Source organism: Thiomicrorhabdus sp. ZW0627, assembly GCF_029767005.1.
In the GTDB taxonomy this organism is placed as follows: domain Bacteria; phylum Pseudomonadota; class Gammaproteobacteria; order Thiomicrospirales; family Thiomicrospiraceae; genus Thiomicrorhabdus.
In genome coordinates, this window is the sequence record NZ_JARUQR010000001.1 from 816,735 (window position 1) to 838,669 (window position 21,935).

General features: G+C 47.8%; 26 protein-coding genes. 7 read left to right on the forward strand and 19 right to left on the reverse strand.

Features of this window, described 5'->3' with window-relative positions:
* The first annotated feature begins 32 nt into the window (after window positions 1–32).
* Together QCB45_RS03915 and serB are read left to right on the forward strand one after the other, a co-directional pair.
* Window positions 33–434, forward strand: coding sequence for an RDD family protein (locus QCB45_RS03915; RefSeq protein WP_279419409.1), 402 nt, complete (start codon window positions 33–35; stop codon window positions 432–434).
* A gap of 43 nt (window positions 435–477) precedes the next feature.
* Window positions 478–1,308 (forward strand): phosphoserine phosphatase SerB, encoded by an 831-nt coding sequence (gene serB, locus QCB45_RS03920; protein ID WP_279419411.1) that lies wholly within the window; start codon window positions 478–480, stop codon window positions 1,306–1,308.
* Window positions 1,309–1,429: 121 nt separating this feature from the next.
* Here serB and QCB45_RS03925 read toward each other — a convergent pair whose 3' ends face one another.
* Complete coding sequence (locus tag QCB45_RS03925) at window positions 1,430–2,425, reverse strand: MBL fold metallo-hydrolase (protein ID WP_279419412.1); 996 nt, start codon at window positions 2,423–2,425, stop codon at window positions 1,430–1,432.
* 213 nt (window positions 2,426–2,638) lie between these two features.
* On the opposite strand from QCB45_RS03925, the gene exbB reads away from it, so the two are divergent.
* From exbB to QCB45_RS03945, 4 genes are all read left to right on the forward strand, one after another.
* A complete protein-coding gene (exbB, locus tag QCB45_RS03930; RefSeq protein WP_279419414.1) occupies window positions 2,639–3,067 on the forward strand; it encodes a TonB-system energizer ExbB in 429 nt (142 codons plus the stop codon).
* Window positions 3,064–3,453 carry a biopolymer transporter ExbD gene (locus QCB45_RS03935; protein ID WP_279419416.1) on the forward strand — a complete coding sequence of 130 codons (390 nt, stop codon included), beginning with the start codon at window positions 3,064–3,066 and terminating at the stop codon, window positions 3,451–3,453. Before exbB ends, QCB45_RS03935 begins: the two co-directional genes overlap by 4 nt.
* Before the next feature lie 53 nt (window positions 3,454–3,506).
* A complete protein-coding gene (locus tag QCB45_RS03940; protein WP_279419418.1) occupies window positions 3,507–4,148 on the forward strand; it encodes an energy transducer TonB in 642 nt (213 codons plus the stop codon).
* A gap of 133 nt (window positions 4,149–4,281) precedes the next feature.
* Entirely contained in the window at window positions 4,282–4,719 is a 438-nt protein-coding gene (locus QCB45_RS03945) for a SufE family protein (protein WP_279419423.1), read from the forward strand.
* A 53-nt stretch (window positions 4,720–4,772) separates the two neighbouring features.
* On the opposite strand, the gene QCB45_RS03950 is transcribed toward QCB45_RS03945, so the two are convergent.
* The 18 genes from QCB45_RS03950 to QCB45_RS04035 form a co-directional block, all read right to left on the reverse strand.
* A complete protein-coding gene (locus QCB45_RS03950) occupies window positions 4,773–7,223 on the reverse strand; it encodes a DUF2309 domain-containing protein (protein WP_279419429.1) in 2,451 nt (816 codons plus the stop codon).
* Entirely contained in the window at window positions 7,220–8,776 is a 1,557-nt protein-coding gene (locus QCB45_RS03955) for an NADH-quinone oxidoreductase subunit L (protein WP_279419442.1), read from the reverse strand. The genes QCB45_RS03950 and QCB45_RS03955 overlap by 4 nt, the downstream gene beginning before the upstream one ends.
* 327 nt (window positions 8,777–9,103) lie before the next feature.
* Window positions 9,104–10,051 carry a LysR family transcriptional regulator gene (locus tag QCB45_RS03960; protein WP_279419450.1) on the reverse strand — a complete coding sequence of 316 codons (948 nt, stop codon included), beginning with the start codon at window positions 10,049–10,051 and terminating at the stop codon, window positions 9,104–9,106.
* Between the two features lie 108 nt (window positions 10,052–10,159).
* Window positions 10,160–10,780 carry a BMC domain-containing protein gene (locus tag QCB45_RS03965; RefSeq protein ID WP_279419454.1) on the reverse strand — a complete coding sequence of 207 codons (621 nt, stop codon included), beginning with the start codon at window positions 10,778–10,780 and terminating at the stop codon, window positions 10,160–10,162.
* The gene (gene rdgB / locus QCB45_RS03970) at window positions 10,777–11,394 is read right to left on the reverse strand and encodes an RdgB/HAM1 family non-canonical purine NTP pyrophosphatase (RefSeq protein WP_279419457.1); all 618 of its coding nucleotides are present in this window, start codon (window positions 11,392–11,394) and stop codon (window positions 10,777–10,779) included. The genes QCB45_RS03965 and rdgB overlap by 4 nt, the downstream gene beginning before the upstream one ends.
* 8 nt (window positions 11,395–11,402) lie before the next feature.
* On the reverse strand, window positions 11,403–11,822 hold the full coding sequence (locus tag QCB45_RS03975) for a hypothetical protein (protein ID WP_279419458.1): 420 nt from the start codon (window positions 11,820–11,822) through the stop codon (window positions 11,403–11,405).
* Between the two features lie 249 nt (window positions 11,823–12,071).
* Entirely contained in the window at window positions 12,072–12,386 is a 315-nt protein-coding gene (locus QCB45_RS03980) for a hypothetical protein (protein ID WP_279419459.1), read from the reverse strand.
* Window positions 12,383–12,658: a 4a-hydroxytetrahydrobiopterin dehydratase gene (locus tag QCB45_RS03985; protein WP_279419461.1), complete on the reverse strand. Its 276-nt coding sequence runs from the start codon at window positions 12,656–12,658 to the stop codon at window positions 12,383–12,385. Before QCB45_RS03985 ends, QCB45_RS03980 begins: the two co-directional genes overlap by 4 nt.
* The gene (locus QCB45_RS03990) at window positions 12,655–13,203 is read right to left on the reverse strand and encodes a ferritin-like domain-containing protein (RefSeq protein ID WP_279419463.1); all 549 of its coding nucleotides are present in this window, start codon (window positions 13,201–13,203) and stop codon (window positions 12,655–12,657) included. The genes QCB45_RS03985 and QCB45_RS03990 overlap by 4 nt, the downstream gene beginning before the upstream one ends.
* Window positions 13,204–13,249: 46 nt before the next feature.
* Window positions 13,250–13,555: a BMC domain-containing protein gene (locus tag QCB45_RS03995; protein WP_279419464.1), complete on the reverse strand. Its 306-nt coding sequence runs from the start codon at window positions 13,553–13,555 to the stop codon at window positions 13,250–13,252.
* Between the two features lie 92 nt (window positions 13,556–13,647).
* Window positions 13,648–13,941, reverse strand: coding sequence for a BMC domain-containing protein (locus tag QCB45_RS04000; RefSeq protein WP_279419465.1), 294 nt, complete (start codon window positions 13,939–13,941; stop codon window positions 13,648–13,650).
* 38 nt (window positions 13,942–13,979) lie between these two features.
* Window positions 13,980–14,273 carry a BMC domain-containing protein gene (locus QCB45_RS04005; RefSeq protein WP_279419471.1) on the reverse strand — a complete coding sequence of 98 codons (294 nt, stop codon included), beginning with the start codon at window positions 14,271–14,273 and terminating at the stop codon, window positions 13,980–13,982.
* Window positions 14,274–14,304: 31 nt separating this feature from the next.
* Entirely contained in the window at window positions 14,305–14,559 is a 255-nt protein-coding gene (locus QCB45_RS04010) for a carboxysome peptide B (RefSeq protein ID WP_279419476.1), read from the reverse strand.
* Window positions 14,540–14,812 carry a carboxysome peptide A gene (locus tag QCB45_RS04015; protein WP_279419477.1) on the reverse strand — a complete coding sequence of 91 codons (273 nt, stop codon included), beginning with the start codon at window positions 14,810–14,812 and terminating at the stop codon, window positions 14,540–14,542. Before QCB45_RS04015 ends, QCB45_RS04010 begins: the two co-directional genes overlap by 20 nt.
* Window positions 14,813–14,827: 15 nt before the next feature.
* On the reverse strand, window positions 14,828–16,420 hold the full coding sequence (locus QCB45_RS04020) for a carboxysome shell carbonic anhydrase (RefSeq protein ID WP_279419478.1): 1,593 nt from the start codon (window positions 16,418–16,420) through the stop codon (window positions 14,828–14,830).
* A 39-nt stretch (window positions 16,421–16,459) separates the two neighbouring features.
* Window positions 16,460–18,451, reverse strand: a complete 1,992-nt coding sequence (locus QCB45_RS04025; protein ID WP_279419481.1) for a CsoS2 family carboxysome shell protein — start codon at window positions 18,449–18,451, stop codon at window positions 16,460–16,462.
* 69 nt (window positions 18,452–18,520) lie between these two features.
* Complete coding sequence (locus QCB45_RS04030) at window positions 18,521–18,862, reverse strand: ribulose bisphosphate carboxylase small subunit (RefSeq protein ID WP_279419484.1); 342 nt, start codon at window positions 18,860–18,862, stop codon at window positions 18,521–18,523.
* Window positions 18,863–18,909: 47 nt separating this feature from the next.
* A complete protein-coding gene (locus QCB45_RS04035) occupies window positions 18,910–20,325 on the reverse strand; it encodes a form I ribulose bisphosphate carboxylase large subunit (protein ID WP_279419485.1) in 1,416 nt (471 codons plus the stop codon).
* Between the two features lie 400 nt (window positions 20,326–20,725).
* Between QCB45_RS04035 and trpB the strand changes: the two genes are divergently transcribed.
* Window positions 20,726–21,922 carry a tryptophan synthase subunit beta gene (gene trpB, locus QCB45_RS04040; RefSeq protein ID WP_279419487.1) on the forward strand — a complete coding sequence of 399 codons (1,197 nt, stop codon included), beginning with the start codon at window positions 20,726–20,728 and terminating at the stop codon, window positions 21,920–21,922.
* Window positions 21,923–21,935: the final 13 nt, after the last annotated feature.

Genomic DNA, 21,935 nt, shown 5'->3' on the forward strand with positions numbered 1-21,935 from the left:
AATATTGCCAATTATTATAAATGACGTAACACATGACTCGATTCAAAATTATTTTCGCGCTATTGTACGACTTCATTCTATTGTGTGCCGTCTGGTTCGCAGCGGCCCTTCCATACGTGCTTTGGCAAGGCGGGCAACTTCAAAGCAGCCCGGCCGCCCATTTAGGCTTCCAGCTCTACCTGCTAGCAATCACCTATCTATACCTGACCTATTTCTGGGTAAATTCGGGGCAAACCCCGGGATTAAGAACCTGGAAATTGAAACTGATCAGAGATGACGGCTATCTGCTCACTCGACACAATGCCAATATCCGTTTCATCTGGGCGGTCCTGTTTTGCCTTTTCGGCTGGATCGGCCTGTTTCTGACGCCTAAGCAACAATCTTTGCAGGATGTTCTGGCAAAGACTAAAATAGTGCCCATTATTGAAGAGTAGCCCTTTTAAGGCTTCATCAAAGCAGTAACCAACAGGACATTTCATGGCAACAATCATCATCCATTCCAACACCCTGAACTTTGAACAAAGTAAAACGCTTGAGCGCAAGTTCGGCAAACTCACCGCGATCAACAACCACTTTCGTGTAGAAACCGAAAATCAGCCGGAACGCAGCGTATTAAACGAGTTGAGCCAGACTCTGGAATTGGATATCAACGTCCTGCCGGACAATTTTGATTCGAAGAAAGTCAAACTGGTCATCAGTGACATGGATTCCACTTTAATCAGCATCGAATGCGTGGACGAAATTGCAGACTTCATCAACGTCAAACCACAGGTTTCCGCGATTACCGAAGCCGCCATGCGCGGTGAGCTGAACTTTGAAGAATCCTTGACCGAGCGCGTCGCCCTACTTAAAGGATTGGACACCTCCGCCCTGCAACACGTGTACGACGAACGTTTGACCCTAAACCCTGGTGCCGAAACTTGGATTGAAGGGCTTAAAGAACAAGACATCAAATTTGCCTTGGTTTCAGGCGGGTTCACTTTCTTCACCCAGCGCCTGCAAGACCGCCTCGGAATCGATTTCACCCGAGCCAACACCTTGGAAAAGGCAGAACACAAATTAACCGGAAAAGTCGTCGGAGACATCGTAGGTGCGCAAGCCAAAGCCGACTTCCTGATTGAACTATGCCAACAGATGGAAATTCTGATGAGCCAGACAATTGCGGTCGGCGACGGTGCCAATGACCTCATGATGATGAAAGAAGCTGGTTTAAGCGTTGCCTACCACGCAAAACCAGCGGTTCAGGAACAAGCCGACACAGCCATTAACTACCGTGGACTGGACGCTATCCTAGACTTCGTAGTGTAAATAAGACCTTTAAAAAAACCGAACAGGCCTGTTCGGTTTCCCAAAAACAAAAAAGCCGGATCAGACATCAATCTGACCCGGCTTTTTTATTGGCCGAACGAACGGTTAAAACCGAATTGGTTTAGAACATGTTCTTTTCGACTTCGGCAATCGCAACCACGATAAATTTACCCAGAGTACTGTCATAACCAGGCCATTGGCTTGCAACGTCCTTCATGAAAGGATTTTCCATAATCTTAGGCTTCATCTCGAAGTCAGACATACCTTCATCGTAATACTTGGCAACATCGTTGTAGATCGTTTCACAGAACGTCTTAAACTCGTTCGGTAGCTTCTCTCCGTCATGATGACCATGACCCGGGATATAAGTATCAACCGGCAACGCTTTAATTTTGTCCATCGCCGCAATCGAACCGACATAAGAACCGTCGGCCATATTGGCAATACGGCGCATCATCATGTCACCGGAATACAAGACCTTGTCTTCAACCACTTCGATCGCCAAATCCGATTCAGTGTGAACCTTATCGAAATAATGGATTTTCAAAGTCGTATCGCCAAACTTCAAAGTTTCACCGCCAGCCAATGCTTTCGTCGGGCTCGTCGCGATAGTACCTGTAACCAGGTTACCTGTCGTACGCTGCATGAAACCAATCCAGAAATCACCTGAACCGTTCTTGATCTGATTAATTACTACTTGGTGTGAATAGATATCAACATTCGGATTCGCTGCAACAAAGGCGTGGTTACCCAACCAGTGGTCACCGTGGTAGTGCGTGTTGATGACCGCAACAACCGGCTTATCAGTCACTTTTTTAATCTGACGCAATACCATTTCAGCGATCTGAACCGATCCACCAGTATCGATAACAACAACCCCTTCGGAAGTCACTATGAAACCTGGATTACTGAAAAAACCAAAATTCTCCGGGCTTGGCTCAGGGTCTTTCGCCAACAAATAGTAGCAGCGGTCACTGACTTTTGTAAAAGCGACGTCCGGTACAGCCGGCCCTCTGACAACCATGTCATCACTCGCATAAAGCGGTTTCAATGCAGACATACCAACCATACCGGCAGTTAGTCCAAATGCCGACTTCAATAATTCACGACGTTTCATAAGCAACCTTGCTCCTATTTTTCCACTCGAAATATTTGGATTGGGTAATATACTCTTGTAAAATCCAAATCGCAATAAAGTGTGGCAATTAGTCATACTTTTTAAAGACTTACAGATTGCAATGTTTTATCGGATTTGGCACACTGTCGTGCTAACTTTTACCTAACACTGCGGCCGCTCCGATTCCGCTACCAAGCAAGTAACCTCACACCTATGGAATTATTAAAACTCTATTTAGACGCTGCCATCTTCGGCATACTTGGCCTGATGGGCTTCATCGCGTTATGGATCACGCTGGAACGACTTTTCTTTTACAAGAAAATCAACATCGACCTGTTCACACACCAAGAACTCCTTCAAGTCGCCACCACCCGTAATCTCACCACCCTGTCGACCATAGGCGCCAACGCCCCATACGTCGGACTGCTTGGAACCGTACTGGGAATTCTGATTACTTTTTACGATCTGGGCCACCAACAAACCATCGACACCGGCGCCATCATGACCGGATTGGCTCTGGCACTAAAAGCCACTGCAGCCGGTATCGCCATCGCCATTCCCAGTATCATGAGCTACAACGGCCTGATGCGGCGTGTGGATGTCATGCAATCCCAGTTCAAAGCGCAGCAAGAGACAAAATGAAACGATTCGACAGCATCAATGTCATTCCCCTGATCGATGTCATGTTGGTTTTGCTTGCAATCGTCCTGACGACTGCGAGCTTTATCGTCAAAGACAGTCTCAATATCGAACTGCCGGAGACCCAAAGCACACAAACCTACATTCCGCCCGCGGATGAAAAGCCGGTCAAGTTCCACATCGACCGTGAAAACCAACTGTATCTGAACGAGCAGCCACAGGATATGGCGCTTTTAGAGGGCTTTTTGAGCCAGTTAGACAAACAGCAGAACATTGTGATTCAAGTTGATAAAAACGCAAACTTCGGACGTTTTGTCGAACTCATTGACGCCCTGAAAAAACAACAGCTCAACAACCTGACCATACTGACCAAAGCCACGGCACAATGAGTTCGAATTCATTCAAAGCCCTTGTATTAACCGTTTTTCTTTATGGACTCATCTTGGCCGTAGGATTTTGGCTGTACTCACTGCCCCTCAAAACCACTGAGCCGATGAAAAACATACCGGTCACGCTGTCCATGTTCCAAGAAGCCATCCCGGAACCAAAACCGGAACCAAAGCCGGACCCAAAGCCGGAACCAAAGCCGGAACCGAAGCCGGAACCGACGCCGGAACCGAAGCCGGAACCGAAGCCGCAACCGAAGCCGGAACCGAAGCCGGAACCGACGCCGGAACCGAAGCCGGAACCGAAGCCGCAACCGAAGCCGGAACCGAAGCCGGAACCGACGCCGGAACCGAAGCCGGAACCGAAGCCGCTATACAGCACCCAACAGGTTGCAACTGCAGAACAAGCTTATTTAAACCGCTTACGTGACGAAATCGTCCGCCATGCCCAGGATACTTACCCGCGGCAGGCCAAACGCCGTCATTGGGAAGGCGTCGCCACCCTTCAATTCACCCTACTCAGAAACGGCAACATCATTAAACTTCAGCTGTTGAACAGCTCCGGCAAGCGCATGCTCGACAATGCGGCCCTCTCCATCATCCAGGAAAAGATGCACAACCACTTCAATACCTTTCCAAAAGAAATTCAAAGAAACGAATGGCAGATCAAGGTGCCCGTCAGCTATCATTTGAATTAAATTTCTCCCCATTTATCTGCCCTATTTAAAAACGCCATTTCAACCAATTCAAAAACATCAAAATTGCCGCAGTTTAGATGCTTTCACAAAAATGGTATCATTAGCGCCACTGAAAATAACCGAGGATTCGAGTGTGGATTTCACCCCGCCAAAACAGAATATTGAAGAAGTGCAAGCGGATTTAATCAAACGTTTTACGCACTTTGCCAATCCTAAAGACCGCTACAAGTACCTGATAGACATGGGCAAGCAACTGCAACAACTGGATTCAGCCTTCCAGACAGAAGAAAACCTCATTCACGGCTGTCAATCCCAAGTCTGGATCCACATTGAAGAACATGACGGACATCTGTACATGCAAGCCAAAAGTGATGCCGCCATTGTTTCCGGGCTAATTGCCCTATTGCTGAGAGTGTACAACGGCCGCACACCTAAAGAAATCGCCGAAGCGCCACTGGACTTTCTGGGCAAGATCGGGCTGTTGCAACAGCTAAGCCCAAACCGTTCAACAGGCCTGTATCACATGATCAAACGCATTCAGTCTGAAGCCCAAAAACGATTAGCAGCCTAATCGATAGCCGTCAAGAAACGGCCACCATGATTCCACCCGTTTCCGGGTGAAAATCACTGGCCGCTCAAATAACGGCGAATGCTGCCGTCACGCCCCCAAACAAAGCAATATAGCCATTCATTATCGATTAACTGCCTAACCACTTCGTTTTCAGTCGCGACTTTGTCGACCGCTTCCCACGGAGCATCAATGTAAACGCTTAACCTCAATGGCTCGTGCATCCATTTTTCACCGTTGTGCAGGGATTGCATCGGCAGCCCGATTCTCAAGTCACCGCCGTTACCTTCAAACACGCCGATACAGCCATCAACAACGTTATGCAGAACTTTGTTTCCGCTGCCGTAGACATGGTTATCGCAAACCGAAGCATAGTACTGCATATTGATCCAGTTGGTCACAACCATGGGAGCGGTCATAATCAATGTCAACAAAGACAAATCCTCATCCTGTTGCCAATCGTAATCATGCAAAAAGGCACGGCCTTCCAGATTCAAACCCTTTGTTCTCGAACGAGGTGCCACAATAAAAGCGGCATTATTAGAGAGACCCCATTCAGGTCTCACCTGAGACCAATCCTTGGCACGGCGCTGTATCATCTGATGCAAATTCTGCCCTTGCAGATGGTTCAATCCCAGCCGGCCTGCCCGCTCTTGACGAGCCAGACCGGTAGCTCTAGAGAGCCATTCCTTTACCTGTTCATCCATACCTTTAGATCCGAAACAGGTAAATTCATCCGTTGTCGTGTTATGCATGGCCGCAATAAAACGGGTGTCATCGGGAATCGCAATTCCTTTTTCCGCCAAACCGTTACGAACCTGAATGTCATTCAACAAAAACGTCAATACACGAACATTGATTTCTCCGGTCTGGCCTCCGCAGGCACCGCAGTCCAATCCGGCCGCATGAGGGTTGTTACAACTGCTACTACCGTGACCTACCAGCAACACCGTTTCAGCCAAATTTCGATCCAATCCCATGGCGTGCAAAATACCGGCCGCCAAATCCACTTTCTGATCCACCGTTAAAGGAGAGTCATGCTGAATCATTTCAAACTCATCCGTAGCCGGAAGTTCATTGATCGGATTCGCATGCGCATCAGGAAACAAACTGTTGCGCAGTAACTTAAAGGCATACATCAGGCCTGTCGCTTCAACCATACTGAAAGTGGCCGGCGGAGCATTCCCCCACTCAATCCAACGCGCTTTCCGGTTCAAGGCACTGGCTGTCTCGTTTTTAGACGATGCCGAAATAGCAGGTGTCACCTTGATCCCAGACTTCAAAAGCCCTGGAAGCTGAGGACGGGAAACATCCGTCCCGATAGGTTGATACTCTATAGGCAAACCGAAAAAACCGGCGAAGCCGATCGTTTCAATTCTTGCATCCTGCGCCTCCAAAGCGCGTCTTATTACTTCAGAACGGACATCGATACAAAAAGCCGCCTGCAAAACGGAAGGTTCCTCTTTGAGCTGAGTCTTTCCTTTACTGGCATGATTCAACTGTTGATGCAGATCCGACTGGAATGCGATTTCAGCCGCCCTTTGCCAAATCCATGCTTTGGCCTGAGCCGCCTCATGAATTGAAATCAATTCCGGCAAAATACATATCTGGTGACGCCACATAACCTTAAGTTCATTGAACACCGAGCGGTCACGATCTCTTTGGTGTCCCCAAAGAACCCACTCCCAAGCCATACGGATGGCTAGAAATTCGGTCATCAACTCGTTTTCATGACCGTTCAAACGGTCTTGCCAACGCAAATAAGCCACCCAAGAAGCCCAGCCGTTCACATCCAGCAACAACGCATGCGCATAGTCGGCAATTTGATTATCAGGCACGCCTAGACCAACAATAGCTTGCGCCAACAGGGTTTCCGGATCTTCAGGCAAATCGTTGAAATGTTCGGTCAGACCGTCTTCCGCCATAAGGATTTCAATTCCCTTATCCTGACGGGTCGTCGCCAGCCATTCACGATACAGCCCCTTATAGCGATCCGAATAGGCCTCTCGATCTTCATTCAAGCGGAAATAGTCCGCACAAAATTGACTGATTTGATGAGTGATTTCATCACGCCAGGCCATCTTATATTTACGGTCCCGTCCACTGTCGACGAAGTCGCTGACATTGTGCCAATGCGTATGCTCGTCTTCCTCGAGCAGATAACGCTCAAGATTCTCAACGGAATAATCGTGCCCCATCTCTTCAGCTGCCTGCTGAAGATGCTGAGGTTGCAGACTTTCCATCCAGATTTCCTGAAAATAAGATTTTGGCATCACACACTGAGCTTGGCTCAAAGCACTCAATTTTGCCGACACTTTAGCAACCGACTGGTCGCGCATTTCCCACCAAGGGTTAACGGCAATCAACTCATCCAACGGCCAAGTAGGCGCAATGCGTCCACAAGCTTCATTCAAAGCCGTCTTTTGTTTCTCCGAAAGCTCAGGCATCAGCAACTTTGCTTGATTCAAGCCATCGCTTTCCGCAGCTTTTTCCTTATGCAAAATCATTGATATAACTCCTCCTTGGGAACCTGTAATTTCTTGGGCTTAAACCTCACCGGCAATCTCGTGGGATAAATTCTGAGATTCAAGCGGGTGACCCACTCATCCAAATAAAACCCGGCATAAAAAGCACGCCTTACCTTCTTTATCCAAGGACGTTCACTTTGATATTGAAGCAGTAGATAGCCCGCTATAAAAAGAATCAGAAGGAAGGCTATCCATAAATCCCCTTCCCAGCCAACACTGGTCTGCATGGATGGCACAATCAGGCTGGCTCCGCTCTTCTGCAAACTGTAAACCAACAGAAGAATGGCCCCGAGTCCCACCATTCCCAATACCGAAGAGGCAGTCAAGCGCCCTCGTCTTTCGGCAATCAACAACGTCAGAGCAATGGCGAAAAGTAACCAAGGACTGTATGGTGCAGGTAATGCGAACGCCCAAACCAGAGCAACAACCAGTCCTATGGAGATGACACCTGCAACCCACCACTCACCTACCGAAGGCGCAACAGGCCTGGCAAGTCTGCGTTTCATACTGGATTCGACTTCTGAACCGGAATTCAGGAACGCATAAGCTTTGTAACAGGAGTGGGCAACCAAATGAAGCAACGCCAATTCAAACAAGCCCAAGGCACACTCGACCAGCATCAATCCCATTTGAGACATGGTCGACCAAGCCAGACGCACCTTGACGGAAGCACGCGTCATCATCACGAGTGCGGCCAAGACCGTCGTGATTCCACCAATCACCAGAAGGGTCCACTGAGCAAAGTCCGACAGCACAATAAGAGGTGCAAAAATAATGAGCAGGTATCCGCCTAGATTGATGATACCGGCATGCAGTAATGCCGATACCGGTGTAGGCGCCTCTACGACCTGAATCAACCAACCATGCAACGGTAATTGGGCACACTTTACCAATGCGGCCATCGCCAGAAGTACCGCTGCAAACTGGTCCATTCTGCTCAACTCATCTGTCGAAGACACATTTTGATAGATCTCACTGATGAACCAAGTACCGTGCTCATAGTGCAGAATCAAAATCGCACCCAACAAACAAGATTCCGCGACTCTGGCAAAAATAAATTTCTTATGCGCTGCCAGTACGGCACGTTGACGGTTTGGGAAGAAAACCAGCAACCTATGCAGGCTCAAACTGATCGCAATCCAAGCAACCATCAATAGCAGCATATGGTTACTGACAATAACGGTCGCAACGCTCCCCAGGGTAACCAGCAACCAACGTAGATATCGTTTTTCTTCTTCAACATTACCGGCCATATAAGCACTGGAATAACGAATATTGACGAAGGCGATGAAATTCACCAGTCCCAACATCACCAGACTCATTCCGGAAACACCGAACCATACATCCGATTCCGAACGGTCAATCCAGCCAAAGTAAACCGATATGGCAATAAACAACGTCAAAGACAATCCCACTAAACTGATCAGGCCTGCCAACTTCCAATTAGCACGTCTTTCGTTGGTTAAAGCCCCGATAAAATATATGGTCGGTATCACCAACATGATTGAGGCATCCATCCATTGCATATTCATAGAAGACTCCTTAATTATCAATCGAATGCAGGTAAGCAAAACTTGCCTTACGCAATTCGAGTTTTTTGAATGTTTTTTAAATATTAGGAGATAGCGAATCGAAAGAAAAATTGGTAAATCGAATACGACCTATAGACTATACGGAATGGTTTTTTAAAGAGGGGCTCAGAACCCAGAAAAGCCCGTAAATAAAGGGCTTAAAGACTTAACAGACACAAACAAAGATTGGCAAATGCCACCGCCGTGACACACATGCCTCGCGGCTAAAAAGAGCAGTTAATTTGGATCAGAAATGCGCTTTTCAAATAGTGAAAAACGCACTCTGAATTACAGGTGAATGAACTCTTCTCCCGATTTTCTCAAAAAGTTTAAAAACTCCTGAGCGATGATCGAAAGTTCCTTACCTCGCGGATAGACAATGTTCCACTGTTTTTGGATCGGAAAGCCCTCGACATCCAATTCAGAGATCGGACCATGCTCCTTTTCCAAGTACAGTGCGTGCTTGGAAACACAGGCCACGCCAAGATCCCCGGCGACGCAATGTTTGATCGCCTCGTTACTTTTCAAGGTCAACCTCTCATTGACCTTTAGACCCTTGGCTTCAAACGCATTTTCGACCGCCGAACGGATACCTGAACCCTCTTCACGCATAATAAAAGGCTCTTTCGACAAGCGCTTGAGCGTCACCTTTTTGCCGACCAATTCATTCTGGCTGTTGGCAATGATTACCAACGGGTTAGGGGCAAACGGAATGACCTCCAAATCAAGATCACTTGGAGGAATCTGTCCCAAAATATAGATATCATCCAGATTGCGTTTAATCCGATGTAAAAGGGTATTACGGTTAGCAATCGTTAAATCCAAATCGATATCCGGATATTTTTTTGAGAAATTACCCAGTGCCAACGGCATGAAATATTTGGCCGTCGTCATAACCGCCACACGAAGGCGACCTCGGGTCATGCCCCGATAATCATCAAGCTTCATCTCCAGATTAGAAAACTGGTTAATGACATCCCGGCAACTACAGGCAACTTCCTCGCCGATTTCGGTCAGAAAGATTTTCCGTCCAACCTGCTCGTAAAGCGGCATGCCGATCGCCTCCGCCAGACTTTTCACCTGGGACGAAACCGTTGGCTGTGTCAGGTAGAGTTCCTCGGCCGCTTTGGTAAAACTGAGGTTACGCGCAACCGATTCAAACACCTGAATCTGGCGCAACGATGCGTGCCTTATTAAAAAGTTTTTCGGTTGTTGAATAGGTTGTTGTTCACTCATAACTTAAATCTTTATTAATTTATTAATCAACTACTTGCGGAAAATAATAATACATTCCCTATACACAAATCTATACAAATAGTTACTTATAGGCTGTACAAATAATTATCATGACGCACGGCATGTTAAACGTTTAAGCGCTTCATTCGCGGCTCTGGCCGCTTCGGTAATATCCGACTCTTTTCCGCACATTAAAAGACGTCCGTAGGCACCGACCGCACGGGCCTCAACCAATGTGACATTAGCTGCTTTTTCCGCTTCATTTGCGGCATATACAATGTAACCGGCCGGTTCGGTTTCCATAATAAACATACTTTGCCCGGGTAGAATCATTGACCCCTTACGGTTATCGCGATTGATCAAAGTAGCGTGATCCGGCGTCACTCCGCGAATAATCTCACTCCACATGACAACGCACTGCTGTCGGTCATACTCGTGTGTATTCAAGTGTCTTAAAATATGTTCACCGGCTTCCTGTACGTCACTCTGATCTCTATGGTGAATGACCATTGACCCGTAAGCACGCTCAACTATCTGCTGACCCAGTCGGACATTCGAAGCCTTTAAGGCAACGTCCGACAGGCGATGTACCGCCATCCCCGGAGCCACCTCTATCCAAAGACAAGAGTCTCCCGGCACAGGTAAAAACCCCATCGAAGCCGTCCCCATATACGAAGCCAATTGAGGCTGAAGGGAGTCAAGAAACACATAAGTACGTAACTCAATCATCTTCCCGACACTCCCGTTGACTGGTTTAACTGGTTAATCACAGACTGGACCGCACGGGCCCTGTGACTAATCTGATTTTTAACTTCAAACGGGATTTCAGAAACCGCTTTTACTAATTCGGGAATCCACATAACATCATCGTATCCAATACCAAAGCCTGTACGAGGCTTCATCAAAATTTCACCGTACCAATGCCCTATACCAATCAAAGGCATCGGATCCCGTGAATGCTTAACATAAACAACCGCGCATGAATAACGGGCCTGTCTCTGTGGATACGGCAACATAGCCATATCACTCAATAATTTTTTCAAATTCTGCTCTTCCGAACCATTCTCCGTTCCGGCGTACCGGGCGGAATAGATTCCGGGCTGACCGTTCAAAGCTTCCACCTCCAAGCCGGAGTCGTCCGCCAACGCGGGCAAACCGGTTTTTTCACTGGCAAAACGTGCTTTGATGATTGCATTCTCAACAAAACTTAAACCATCTTCTATGGCTTCTTCACGAAAGAATTCGGTTTGAGGCTTTGTCACAATGCCCGCCCGACTCAACATGGGTTCAAGCTCTTCTACTTTGTTGGGGTTGGCTGTTGCTAAAATAATCGGAGACGTCATCTTACTTCTCAATTAAAACGCGTCATGACTTCTACATCCGAAGAGAAAACCATCAAGTCATGGCCTTTCTGAATGTATTGGCTTAGCTCGTCCAACAACAAAGAAAACGTACTGTTTTTCACTTGTGCCACAAACATGATATTGCTACCTGTCAACGAACCTTGTAGTTGGTCACTTTCCCTAACATCGTAGAGCGTATATTCTTTAATCCCGAGCACCTGCATGATTTCAATCAGCTCTTTCTCCAGGCAATCCGGGGGTATGATCTGAATGCGCTTATCATTGCTTTCCTCAGCCAGGAGCACTCGAGGCTTATCTTCAACTTGCCGATTGTCTGTCTCGGCAAAGCTCAAACTCCACTCTTCTGTTTCATACTCTTCTTCACACCATTGCATGACTGGTCTCTCTTTAACAGTTTCCGTGTTCACTTCTCCCTTACTCAGGTTGAACACGCAGGTTTATTAAGGTGATTTCCATGGTATTGAATTTAGGCCATTTTGAGAAATTGGAGTTTTCTCTTCTTGCTATAGACTTGAATCAATGTATCTTTTTACATGAAACAGCAAACGTCCTCATGACGAAACATGAATCTAAAATCAAAAAAAGGATGGGCAGAACCGGCACTGCCCAATAGGCTAAGACTTCCGGTTTGAACGCCTAATTAAGACGGTATATTTCTAATCAGGCCAGACTCTTCTGCTTGAGAATGCCTTTACCTGATCAGCAATATGCTTTGATTCAACAGAGGTGTCTTTAGAGACACTTTCCTTAGACGGTTGCTTGACCGATTTGACTGCGGTTGAGCGTCTTGCTGGAGTCGAAGAGGCCTTTGAAGTCGATTTGCTTTGTGCGGAACCCGACTTTTGAACACTTGTTTTTTGTGTTGTGGCCGCTTTTTTTGTGCTGTTTGTCCCGCCAACTTCTTGTTTGGCGGAAACCTCTTTTTGAGCGGTTGACTCCGCCGTTTTATTTGTATCCTGCGGTGTTGTCATGCACATACTCCTTGCGAATGGTTCGTTACACGATGGAATCCTTCATCTATGCCGTTCGCTAGATTAAAATCGATTTCTTCCAATCCTTCCGTTCTGGAGTAAATAATCACGGACACGTGACTTCTTCCAAAACTAATATTTGGATGGTGTTCCAATCGATCGGCCTGTTCTGCCAACTCATCCAGAAACGTTCTTAACGTTTCAAAACTTTCAAATTCAAAACGGGCTTCCATTGAAGCCGGCTTATCTTTCAGTTTCCATCTTTCATTCATACAAAGCTCCTATTTGGTTGATAAGTCTGCCTTAAGGTTTGGAAATAATCATCCAACCAAGACTGAACTCTCACCAATTGTGTCTGCTCTTCTTCCAATAGACGGTTAAACAGGGCGTAGTCTTCCTGCGCACCGAAATTGGCACAATATTGAGAGGCTTCCGAATAAAGTTGAATCAGGGCGATTTCCCGCTCTTCACAACTTCTTAGAGCTTCGGCAATATTGTTGGCTGGGCCCGCTGGACGTAAAACACTTCCCGCAGGTAAGGCACCCTGGGCCACCATGCGATCTGTAATCAGATTCGCATGCTGAAACTCTTCATTAGCCAAAGTAACAAACCCTTCGGCGTAAGAGATTTCGTGACGAAATTTTGCCAACGAAGCCTGTGCGAGATAATGCTGACCAGCGGAAAACTCCAAACTCAGCGCCCGTCCCAGATACCCCAAGATTTGACTGTTGGAAACAGCAGTTTGCGCTTGAGGCATTTGAGGATATGCACCGGCACCCGGCATGACGCTTCCTGGCATTCTGGACGAATAACGCATGTCTCCCTCCTGGTTTAGCAGGGGCTAAAATAAGCCCCCGTCAATATTAGCTTCGGCCTGCAGAGTTGCTGCCAATCGTTAACACCGGTTCCACTTCTTTGTGTGGACGTGCGATGATGTGCGCTGCTACCAGACCGTCACCTACGCGTTCACAAGCGTCTGCTCCGGCACGAACCGCTGCGTTTACCGCACCCGTTTCACCGCGAACCATTACTGTGACGTAACCGCCACCAACAAATTCACGGCTAACCAGACGTACTTCCGCTGCCTTGGTCATTGCATCCGCCGCTTCAATCGCCGGAACCAAACCGCGGGTCTCAATCATGCCTAAAGCAATCCCGTATTCACTCATAACTTTTCTCCTTAAAATACAAGCCGACTGGTCTTCGAATCCCTCAAAACCGATCACTTAATGGTTTTGAGAAATTCTGGACCGTTGTTCTATTACTTCTGTTCGATGGTCAACACCGGTTCCACTTCTTTGTGTGGACGTGCGATGATGTGCGCTGCTACCAGACCGTCACCTACGCGTTCACAAGCGTCTGCTCCGGCACGAACCGCTGCGTTTACCGCACCCGTTTCACCGCGAACCATTACTGTGACGTAACCGCCACCAACAAATTCACGGCTAACCAGACGTACTTCCGCTGCCTTGGTCATTGCATCCGCCGCCTCAATCGCCGGAACCAAACCGCGGGTCTCAATCATGCCTAAAGCAATTCCATATTCATTACTCATGGTCTTTCTCCTTTTGCAAAGTCTTAATTTAAAATCGGTTATTTCTGATCAATGGTTAATACAGGTTCCACTTCTTTGTGTGGACGTGCGATGATGTGCGCTGCTACCAGACCATCACCTACGCGTTCACAAGCGTCTGCTCCGGCACGAACCGCTGCGTTTACCGCACCCGTTTCACCGCGAACCATTACTGTGACGTAACCGCCGCCAACAAATTCACGGCTAACCAGACGTACTTCCGCTGCCTTGGTCATTGCATCCGCCGCTTCAATCGCCGGAACCAAACCACGGGTCTCAATCATGCCTAAAGCAATACCATATTCACTACTCATACCTTTCTCCTTTGAGCTTTTTACTTAAAACTTAAGCCTGTTCTGGTTGCCAATCATCGATGATGCCGCCAACCGTTAAATCCGTTAAAAGTCGTTTATCACCTGCAGCGTCTCTGGCTGCAGAATTCGCGATGGTAAAAACCCAGTCTCCCGCTTTGGTTCCAATCGGATCCATCGCAACAAAGATTTCACCCCCATCCGTTGCCAAGACTTTGAGCGGTAAATGCCCCAAGTCTTCCAAGCGGCTGGTCAACACCAGTTGTTGTTTAACTTGAAGTATCTGCATTTTGTGGCGCTTCCCATTTGTCTATGATTCCAACGATGGTCAGATCACTTGGATACCCTTTGACACCGGTTGCGTCACGTGCTGCCGAACTTCCGCAACAAATCACCCAGTCTCCCGGCTTGCATCCGACCGGATCGACCGCAACTTGAGGGCTTCCACCCTCTTTTTCACGCACAACCAATAAAGGTTTATGCTCCATGGATGCGATCCGGTTGGTTGAAACGAGGGTTTTATCCACCTGATAAATTTTCATTGTTTACCTCCTGTCTCAAGCCGATGCTTTGTTTGCTTCAATATCCGCCAGGCCCGGGATTTTTTCTGCAGGCTGGCGACCTGTGTTATCTCTCAGGGTCAACAGCGTCTGAATCCATCCGGACGTTGCCAACTCTTGATAACGGTTGTAAATCGCGGCTTCGATACGCTCCGCTTTCGCTACTGCCCGGTCTTTCGATCCGGGAACCCGACCGTCATAATCGCAACGGATGATGATTGGGATCGGCAAACCTTTTTTGACATTCAAGCCTTTGAAGATCTTGATCCCCACATCCACATCATTCACGCCTTCTTCGACGGTATCGAGGTAGCTGTAATAACTCAGGTTACGCAGCTGAACTTCTTCGAAACCGTTTCCTACGCCAATAAAGCGCTCGGCGTGTCCGATATCTCGGTAACAACCGTTTTCATATTGGTTTACATAAGCAATCTGCGAAAAATTGTTTCCAATTAACCAGCTGATCAGTTTGACCAATTCCGGTTGAGGCGCAGTCGAACCTTTTTCCAGGTTGCTGACCTGAATCGCTTTCTCCACCTTTTGCCAGGCATCCATCGCCGACAAGTTCATTGTGGCTTGATACAACTGGTCTGTTTCGACATAACGATTCAGACACACATCGCCACGCTCATTCGGAATATGGACTTTCATGCTGTCGTCGTCAGTATTCAAACCCAACAACAGGGTCTGTACCGTGGAACCGCAACCAAAACGGTTCTCAATTGCTTGTTTAAAATCTTTCAGTTTTTGTAAAGCCGCTGCCGCCGCTTTCTGGTCATCACTCCCGTGTGCCGCGCAACCCTGGTGGGTCGGATCGGACTTGGAAAAGTGATATACCGCAATCTTTAAGTATCGTGTCGGTTCATCCGCCGAATTTGGCTGACCTTCACGAAATCTCGTGTGCTCGATAAACACCCAGTTTCTAACACTTTCGCTGACATCGAACATGACGCCTGCGTGCGCCTTGCGTCTTGCCAAGGCGTAAGGTAAACGAAGTACATAACTTAGAATGTGCGCCAAACGTCCGTCTGCACATGGTGCAATCCCGACCGCATGGAAACCTGCTTCTCTAAAGATGCACTCTGCTTCCTGTTTTTGCTGACCCGCTAGCGGATCTTTAATGAAGAACTCTTCCGACATCCTCATAAATTGGGCAAAGAGGGTTTTCGAATACAAAGCCTGAAAGCCCTTCTGATTTTGAGCTTGCAGCTCCAATCCAGATAACCAATCCTGCTCCGATAATCTCACACCCAACTTTGCAGATAGCTGCTGGTTCGCCCAACTGACAAAATTCACCTGATCACGCTTTGTCAAAATGTCTTTCAAAACCGCTTCGATATCATCGAAACGGGATTTGATATCCACTTCATATTTGCGCAACTTTTCATTTTGCGTTGGATCAACCAAAGCATGGGTGGTTGTCATCGCCGGAACCGTTTGAGCCTGAACGGATTCAACAACTTGGTTCAATCCATCCTCGCCGGCAGCCGATCCATGAGCAGTCGGATTTTGTTGCTGCCAGTTAGGGTTTGGCGCAATCGGTTTCCAAAACAATGACTTTTGACGATGATTTCTTTTTAAACGATTCATCAAAACACCCAATATTCAGTTAATTTCCAGCTAGTTTGTTTACGCTCTAGCGCCGCCTGACAGCGTCACCTTCGCGCCTGTTTCCGTATTTCCGGAAGATCCGGTAATCGGACTCATAGGCACTTCGGACATGGCACCAGGCGTAAACTGTGCAGCTCCCATCGGCGACTGTCTTGTCGCACCACGAACCGAAGCATTACGCTGTGCCGCCCAAGGACCGTCAGTTCCAGTCACTTTAGAACCTCTATCCCAACCGTCACCTGTGATACGTGATCCCTGTTCCATTACTGGTTCGGAAACACTCATCGGCGCCGCTTGAACTTGAGCTTGAGCCTGACCCATCATCATCGGAAAATCCGACTCTCCCGGTGCGGCTGCATTGACGGTGTCACACACCATCGATGTTTGATCCGCACCCTGATAGTGAGTTCCGGTAACCAGTTCACAAGCTCCTTTTTGAGCCCCCGTCAATCCCATAGGTCCTGGCTGGACACCTGAAATCGAAGGGTTGTTCCCCTGACGCTGGCGAACTTGAACTTCGATCTGTTCATCTTTTGAACAAAATTGAAATTGCTCACTACCCGTATAAGGGGTTCCTGTAACCGCTTTACAGTCACCTGCTTCCGCCCCGGTCATGCCGTAATAGCTACCGCTGCGATCGCCGGTTACCTTCTGTCCGCTACCGGTTCCTGAAGCCGTCACTTTCGTGGCGGTTTCCGGCACCGGATTGCCGCAAGCCTTAACTTCTTCAGCTCCCTGATAGCCAGTACCGGTTACAGACTGACAGGCACCTTTCTCACCGCCGGTTACCGCTTCCTGTCGCCCAACTTGAGTGCCGGTCGTCGTGTTACCTTTGGTCGTTTGTGAAGGCATCACCTTCTGTGGTGCTTTACCTTGCGCCGGGATTTTCGGCTTAATTGTCGTCGATTGTGACTTACGGTTATCACCACCTGTGATTTTGCCGCCAGTCTTTTGTGACGACTGGGACATCACCGAAAAACCACTTTGTTTCGCTTTTGTCGGCGTCGCACCACAGTACATCTGGCTTTGATCAGCCGGCAGATAGTCGGTACCGGTAACGGCGGAACACGTTCCGGTCTCATTACCAGTCATCTTCTCTGCTCGACCCACCGAAGTTCCGCTCACACTTTGACCGCGAGTGGTCTGTGTTTGTGTCACTTTCGCCGGTTTTGCAGACGGTTGAGCGTCACAGTTTTTGTTAAACTCTTCCGCACCTAAATACTCGGTACCACTGACCAGTTGACATGCACCGGTTTCAGCACCTGTCATTTTCTTTTCGCCCTGACCGACTTGCGTCCCGGAAACGGTTTGACCACTTAGGGTTTCAGACTCACCCACTTTTTGAGGTAATTCCGTGTTTCTTGGTGGACGAGTTGGTCGCGAACTGCCTGGTGAACAGACTTTGCCACGTGAACATTTCTCTGCGCGAACTTGTTTGGCAATTTCGCGTGTCGAAGCGTCCGGGTTGGCTAACTTCGCTTTGGCGCCTGACTGACTACCGCCCTTAGACTTGAATGCAGTTTGTCCGACTTTACCTTTAGCCTGTGCCTGACGATACGCCTTCGACTGAAGTCGACCGTTAGACTGTACGGCTGTTTCAGGCTTCACCACTGTTCGTCGATTCTGTCTTGCGACCGGCTTTTCAGCCTTTGCTTGACGAGGTTCAACAATCGGCTCTTCAGACTTCTGCTTTGCTTTTGCCTTAGGGTGAGGCATTGGCTTTGCCGCTTCAGCTGCATTTTTCCCGTTTTTCTGCTGCTGTCTCTTCATTTTCGCCGCGTTACGTCCCGCTGCTGACGCCGGGGAAGGCGCCGTTGCAACAGAAACTTCACGACGAGGACGAGACGGCTGAGAAGGAGCAGGAGCTGTCGCCACAACAGGCTCTGGAGCAGGTGCTGGCTGGCGCATTGCTGCCGGAGCAGCAGATGCTTGAGCACCTTTTCCATTCACCTGAGCTTTGCGGCGCGCAATGGCTGCGGCTCGACCACTTTGAGCATTGTTTACACTCATGCTAAAGCCTCCTATTTCGTCTTTATGACTCGTTTAATCACTCGTTATTCGTTTTGTTGTCCGTGTGAATTACATTCCACGAGGACGGTAAACTACAAAGTTGTGTCCTTGACACTGAGTGTAGTTGTCATAACCAATCAAACGAATCAAGTGATTTGGGTAAGCTTGACGACATGCGTCCAGCTCAGCCAATACTTCATTTGGATCACGTGTACCAAACATTGGTAGCTTCCACATACCCCAGTAATGAGCCGCCGCATTTGACGGATCTTCATGTTCAAGTGCCGGAGTCCAACCTTGGTTGATGATGTAAACGATCTGGTCGTAAACTTCATCCGCATTCAATTCCGGAAGGAACGAGAAGGTTTCCAGCGTGTACTGTGTACGGTAATCATCTGTTTGCATTGACATCTTTATCTCCTTATTCTGTTAGGATTCATTCAAATAAAGGGGGGCTCTTAGCCCACATCCAATTTGTCAACGGTATCGAATTCGAACTTGATCTCTTTCCAAGTGTCCAGAGCAACTGCCAGTTCCTTGCTGTTACGAGCAGCGTCTCTCAAGATATCTCCACCTTCTCTTTCCAGGTCACGACCTTCGTTACGTGCTTTAACACAAGCTTCTAGGGCCACACGGTTTGCTGCCGCACCAGCTGCGTTACCGCCTGGGTGACCTTGTGTACCACCACCAAACTGAAGAACGGAATCGTCACCAAAGATGTTAACCAGTGCAGGCATGTGCCATACGTGGATACCACCGGAAGCAACCGCCATAACACCAGGCATTGAACCCCAATCCTGATCGAAGAAAACACCACGTGAACGATCTTCTGGTACGAATGATTCACGAAGCTGGTCAACGAAACCTAGCGTAGAAGCACGGTCACCTTCCAACTTACCTACAACTGTACCTGTATGCAGGTGATCACCACCGGATAGACGCAGACACTTAGCCAATACACGGAAGTGAATACCGTGGTTAGGGTTACGGTCGATTACAGCGTGCATCGCACGGTGAATGTGCAGCAACATACCGTTATCACGACACCAGTTAGCCAAAGTCGTGTTTGCAGTGAAACCAGCTGTCAGGAAGTCGTGCATGATGATAGGCTGACCTAGCTCTTTAGCGAACTCGGCACGTTTCAACATCTCTTCGACCGTACCTGCCGTTACGTTCAGGTAGTGACCTTTACGCTCACCGGTTTCCGCCGTTGCTTTATCTACCGCTTCCGCAACAAACTCGAAACGGTTCTGCCAGCGCTGGAATGGTTGAGAGTTGATGTTTTCGTCATCTTTGGTCAAATCCAGACCACCGCGAAGACACTCATAAACCGCGCGGCCATAGTTCTTTGCAGATAAACCAAGTTTCGGCTTGATCGTACAACCCAACATAGGACGACCGTATTTGTTCAACTTGTCACGCTCTACCTGAATCCCTGCCGGTGGCCCACCACAAGTTTTGATGAATGCGATCGGGAAACGGATATCTTCCAAACGTAGTGAACGAACTGCCTTAAACCCGAATACGTTACCAACCAAAGAAGTCAGTACGTTAACAACAGAACCTTCTTCAAAAAGATCTAGCGGGTAAGCGATAAATGCGTAAAATGCGTTCTTATCACCAGGTACGTCTTCGATTCGGTATGCACGCCCCTTGTAGAACTCCATGTCTGTCAACAAGTCAGTCCAAACTGTCGTCCAAGTACCGGTTGATGATTCTGCTGCAACAGCCGCTGCTGCTTCTTCACGCGGAACACCCTCTTGAGGGACAACTTTGAAACAAGCCAATAGATCTGTATCTAGAGGAGTGTAGTCCGGTGTCCAATATGTCAGCTGGTAATCCTGTACACCAGCGTCAAACGTTTTACTTGCCATAAATATGCTCTCCTTTATTTGGGAGTTGAATTGAATTCGAGTGCAATCTTAGAAAAGTTCATGGTCTATTGACTAATTGAAAGAAACGATAGAATTTATTGAAGATTCTCTATGAATGAAGAAAATCAGACTTCGCTAAAATTTCCGTAACACCAGTAAATAAGGGCTTTTCAGGCCTTACACATAACGAACGAATTCATAGGTCAATTTGATTTGAAACGTGATGGTTTTTTTTGAAAAAAATAAAATTTAAAATTAAAAATGCCCTTGCGGAACAAAAATTCATTCTTTAAAACATCTTTAAAAAAGCATTTTCAAACCTGAAGGTTCAATCACAAAACAATTCGGTGTATTCTTAATCCTGCGTAATAAACAACAAATAATCACAGGAGAAAAATGAATGTCCTATTTGAAAAACTTCCCCAATCAAGAGGGTTATTTTGGGGATTTTGGCGGCGCTTTTTTACCACCAGAACTGATCCCTCATTTTGAAGAGATCAATAAGGCCTACATGGAATTAGGGCGTTCGGCAGATTTCTTGAACGAACTCAAATACATCCGCAAACATTATCAAGGCCGTCCAACTCCGGTCTACTATGCTCATAACCTGAGCAAAAAATACGGTGCGCACATCTATTTAAAACGTGAAGACCTTAACCACTCCGGTGCACACAAACTGAATCACTGCATGGCCGAGGCTTTATTGGCGAAACATATGGGTAAAACCAAACTGATTGCCGAAACTGGTGCCGGACAACACGGTGTGGCTCTGGCGACGGCTGCGGCCTACTTTGGATTGGAATGCGAAATTCACATGGGTGAAATCGACATCGCTAAAGAAGCACCGAACGTCACACGTATGAAATTGATGGGTGCCACTGTCGTGCCGGTTTCTTTCGGCGGACGCAGTTTGAAAGAAGCTGTCGATTCGGCTTTCCAATCTTACGTTCCTCAAGCCGACACCGCTTTATTTGCGATCGGATCCGTAGTCGGCCCCCATCCGTTCCCACTCATGGTACGTAACTTCCAATCGGTAGTTGGCCATGAATCTCGCGAACAATTCCTTGAAATGACCGGAGAGCTTCCAGATCAGGTCGGTGCGTGCGTGGGTGGTGGTTCCAACGCCATGGGGATGTTTGCCGGTTTTATGGACGACGAGAACGTTAGTCTCAACGGTGTTGAACCTTTAGGGCGTGGAACAAACCTAGGTGAGCACTCGGCAACCATGACTTACGGCAAGCCTGGAATGATCCACGGCTTTAAATGTCTGGTTCTGGAAGACGAAGAAGGTAATCCGGCACCTGTGCACTCCATTGCTTCCGGTTTGGACTATCCGGGCGTCGGACCGGAACACTCTTACCTGAAAACTATCGGGAAAGTAAATTACCATGCGGTCACCGACGACGAAACATTGGATGCGTTTTACAAGCTCTGCCGTCTTGAAGGCATCATTCCTGCATTGGAAAGTTCGCATGCGGTTGCTTGGGCAATGAAGCATGCTCAAGATAACCCTGGAGCCACCATCCTGATCAACCTTTCAGGACGTGGTGACAAAGACATCGACTACGTCGTCGACAACTTCGGAACCGGAGAATAACGAGTTCCACAAT

Coding starts and splice junctions, on each gene's coding strand:
- QCB45_RS03915 (WP_279419409.1), top strand. CDS start 33: ATGACTCGATTCAAAATTATTTTCGCGCTATTGTACGACTTCATTCTA.
- serB (WP_279419411.1), top strand. CDS start 478: ATGGCAACAATCATCATCCATTCCAACACCCTGAACTTTGAACAAAGT.
- QCB45_RS03925 (WP_279419412.1), bottom strand. CDS start 2,425: ATGAAACGTCGTGAATTATTGAAGTCGGCATTTGGACTAACTGCCGGT.
- exbB (WP_279419414.1), top strand. CDS start 2,639: ATGGAATTATTAAAACTCTATTTAGACGCTGCCATCTTCGGCATACTT.
- QCB45_RS03935 (WP_279419416.1), top strand. CDS start 3,064: ATGAAACGATTCGACAGCATCAATGTCATTCCCCTGATCGATGTCATG.
- QCB45_RS03950 (WP_279419429.1), bottom strand. CDS start 7,223: ATGATTTTGCATAAGGAAAAAGCTGCGGAAAGCGATGGCTTGAATCAA.
- QCB45_RS03955 (WP_279419442.1), bottom strand. CDS start 8,776: ATGAATATGCAATGGATGGATGCCTCAATCATGTTGGTGATACCGACC.
- QCB45_RS03960 (WP_279419450.1), bottom strand. CDS start 10,051: ATGAGTGAACAACAACCTATTCAACAACCGAAAAACTTTTTAATAAGG.
- QCB45_RS03965 (WP_279419454.1), bottom strand. CDS start 10,780: ATGATTGAGTTACGTACTTATGTGTTTCTTGACTCCCTTCAGCCTCAA.
- rdgB (WP_279419457.1), bottom strand. CDS start 11,394: ATGACGTCTCCGATTATTTTAGCAACAGCCAACCCCAACAAAGTAGAA.
- QCB45_RS03980 (WP_279419459.1), bottom strand. CDS start 12,386: ATGACAACACCGCAGGATACAAATAAAACGGCGGAGTCAACCGCTCAA.
- QCB45_RS03985 (WP_279419461.1), bottom strand. CDS start 12,658: ATGAATGAAAGATGGAAACTGAAAGATAAGCCGGCTTCAATGGAAGCC.
- QCB45_RS03990 (WP_279419463.1), bottom strand. CDS start 13,203: ATGCGTTATTCGTCCAGAATGCCAGGAAGCGTCATGCCGGGTGCCGGT.
- QCB45_RS03995 (WP_279419464.1), bottom strand. CDS start 13,555: ATGAGTGAATACGGGATTGCTTTAGGCATGATTGAGACCCGCGGTTTG.
- QCB45_RS04000 (WP_279419465.1), bottom strand. CDS start 13,941: ATGAGTAATGAATATGGAATTGCTTTAGGCATGATTGAGACCCGCGGT.
- QCB45_RS04005 (WP_279419471.1), bottom strand. CDS start 14,273: ATGAGTAGTGAATATGGTATTGCTTTAGGCATGATTGAGACCCGTGGT.
- QCB45_RS04010 (WP_279419476.1), bottom strand. CDS start 14,559: ATGCAGATACTTCAAGTTAAACAACAACTGGTGTTGACCAGCCGCTTG.
- QCB45_RS04015 (WP_279419477.1), bottom strand. CDS start 14,812: ATGAAAATTTATCAGGTGGATAAAACCCTCGTTTCAACCAACCGGATC.
- QCB45_RS04020 (WP_279419478.1), bottom strand. CDS start 16,420: ATGAATCGTTTAAAAAGAAATCATCGTCAAAAGTCATTGTTTTGGAAA.
- QCB45_RS04025 (WP_279419481.1), bottom strand. CDS start 18,451: ATGAGTGTAAACAATGCTCAAAGTGGTCGAGCCGCAGCCATTGCGCGC.
- QCB45_RS04030 (WP_279419484.1), bottom strand. CDS start 18,862: ATGTCAATGCAAACAGATGATTACCGTACACAGTACACGCTGGAAACC.
- QCB45_RS04035 (WP_279419485.1), bottom strand. CDS start 20,325: ATGGCAAGTAAAACGTTTGACGCTGGTGTACAGGATTACCAGCTGACA.
- trpB (WP_279419487.1), top strand. CDS start 20,726: ATGTCCTATTTGAAAAACTTCCCCAATCAAGAGGGTTATTTTGGGGAT.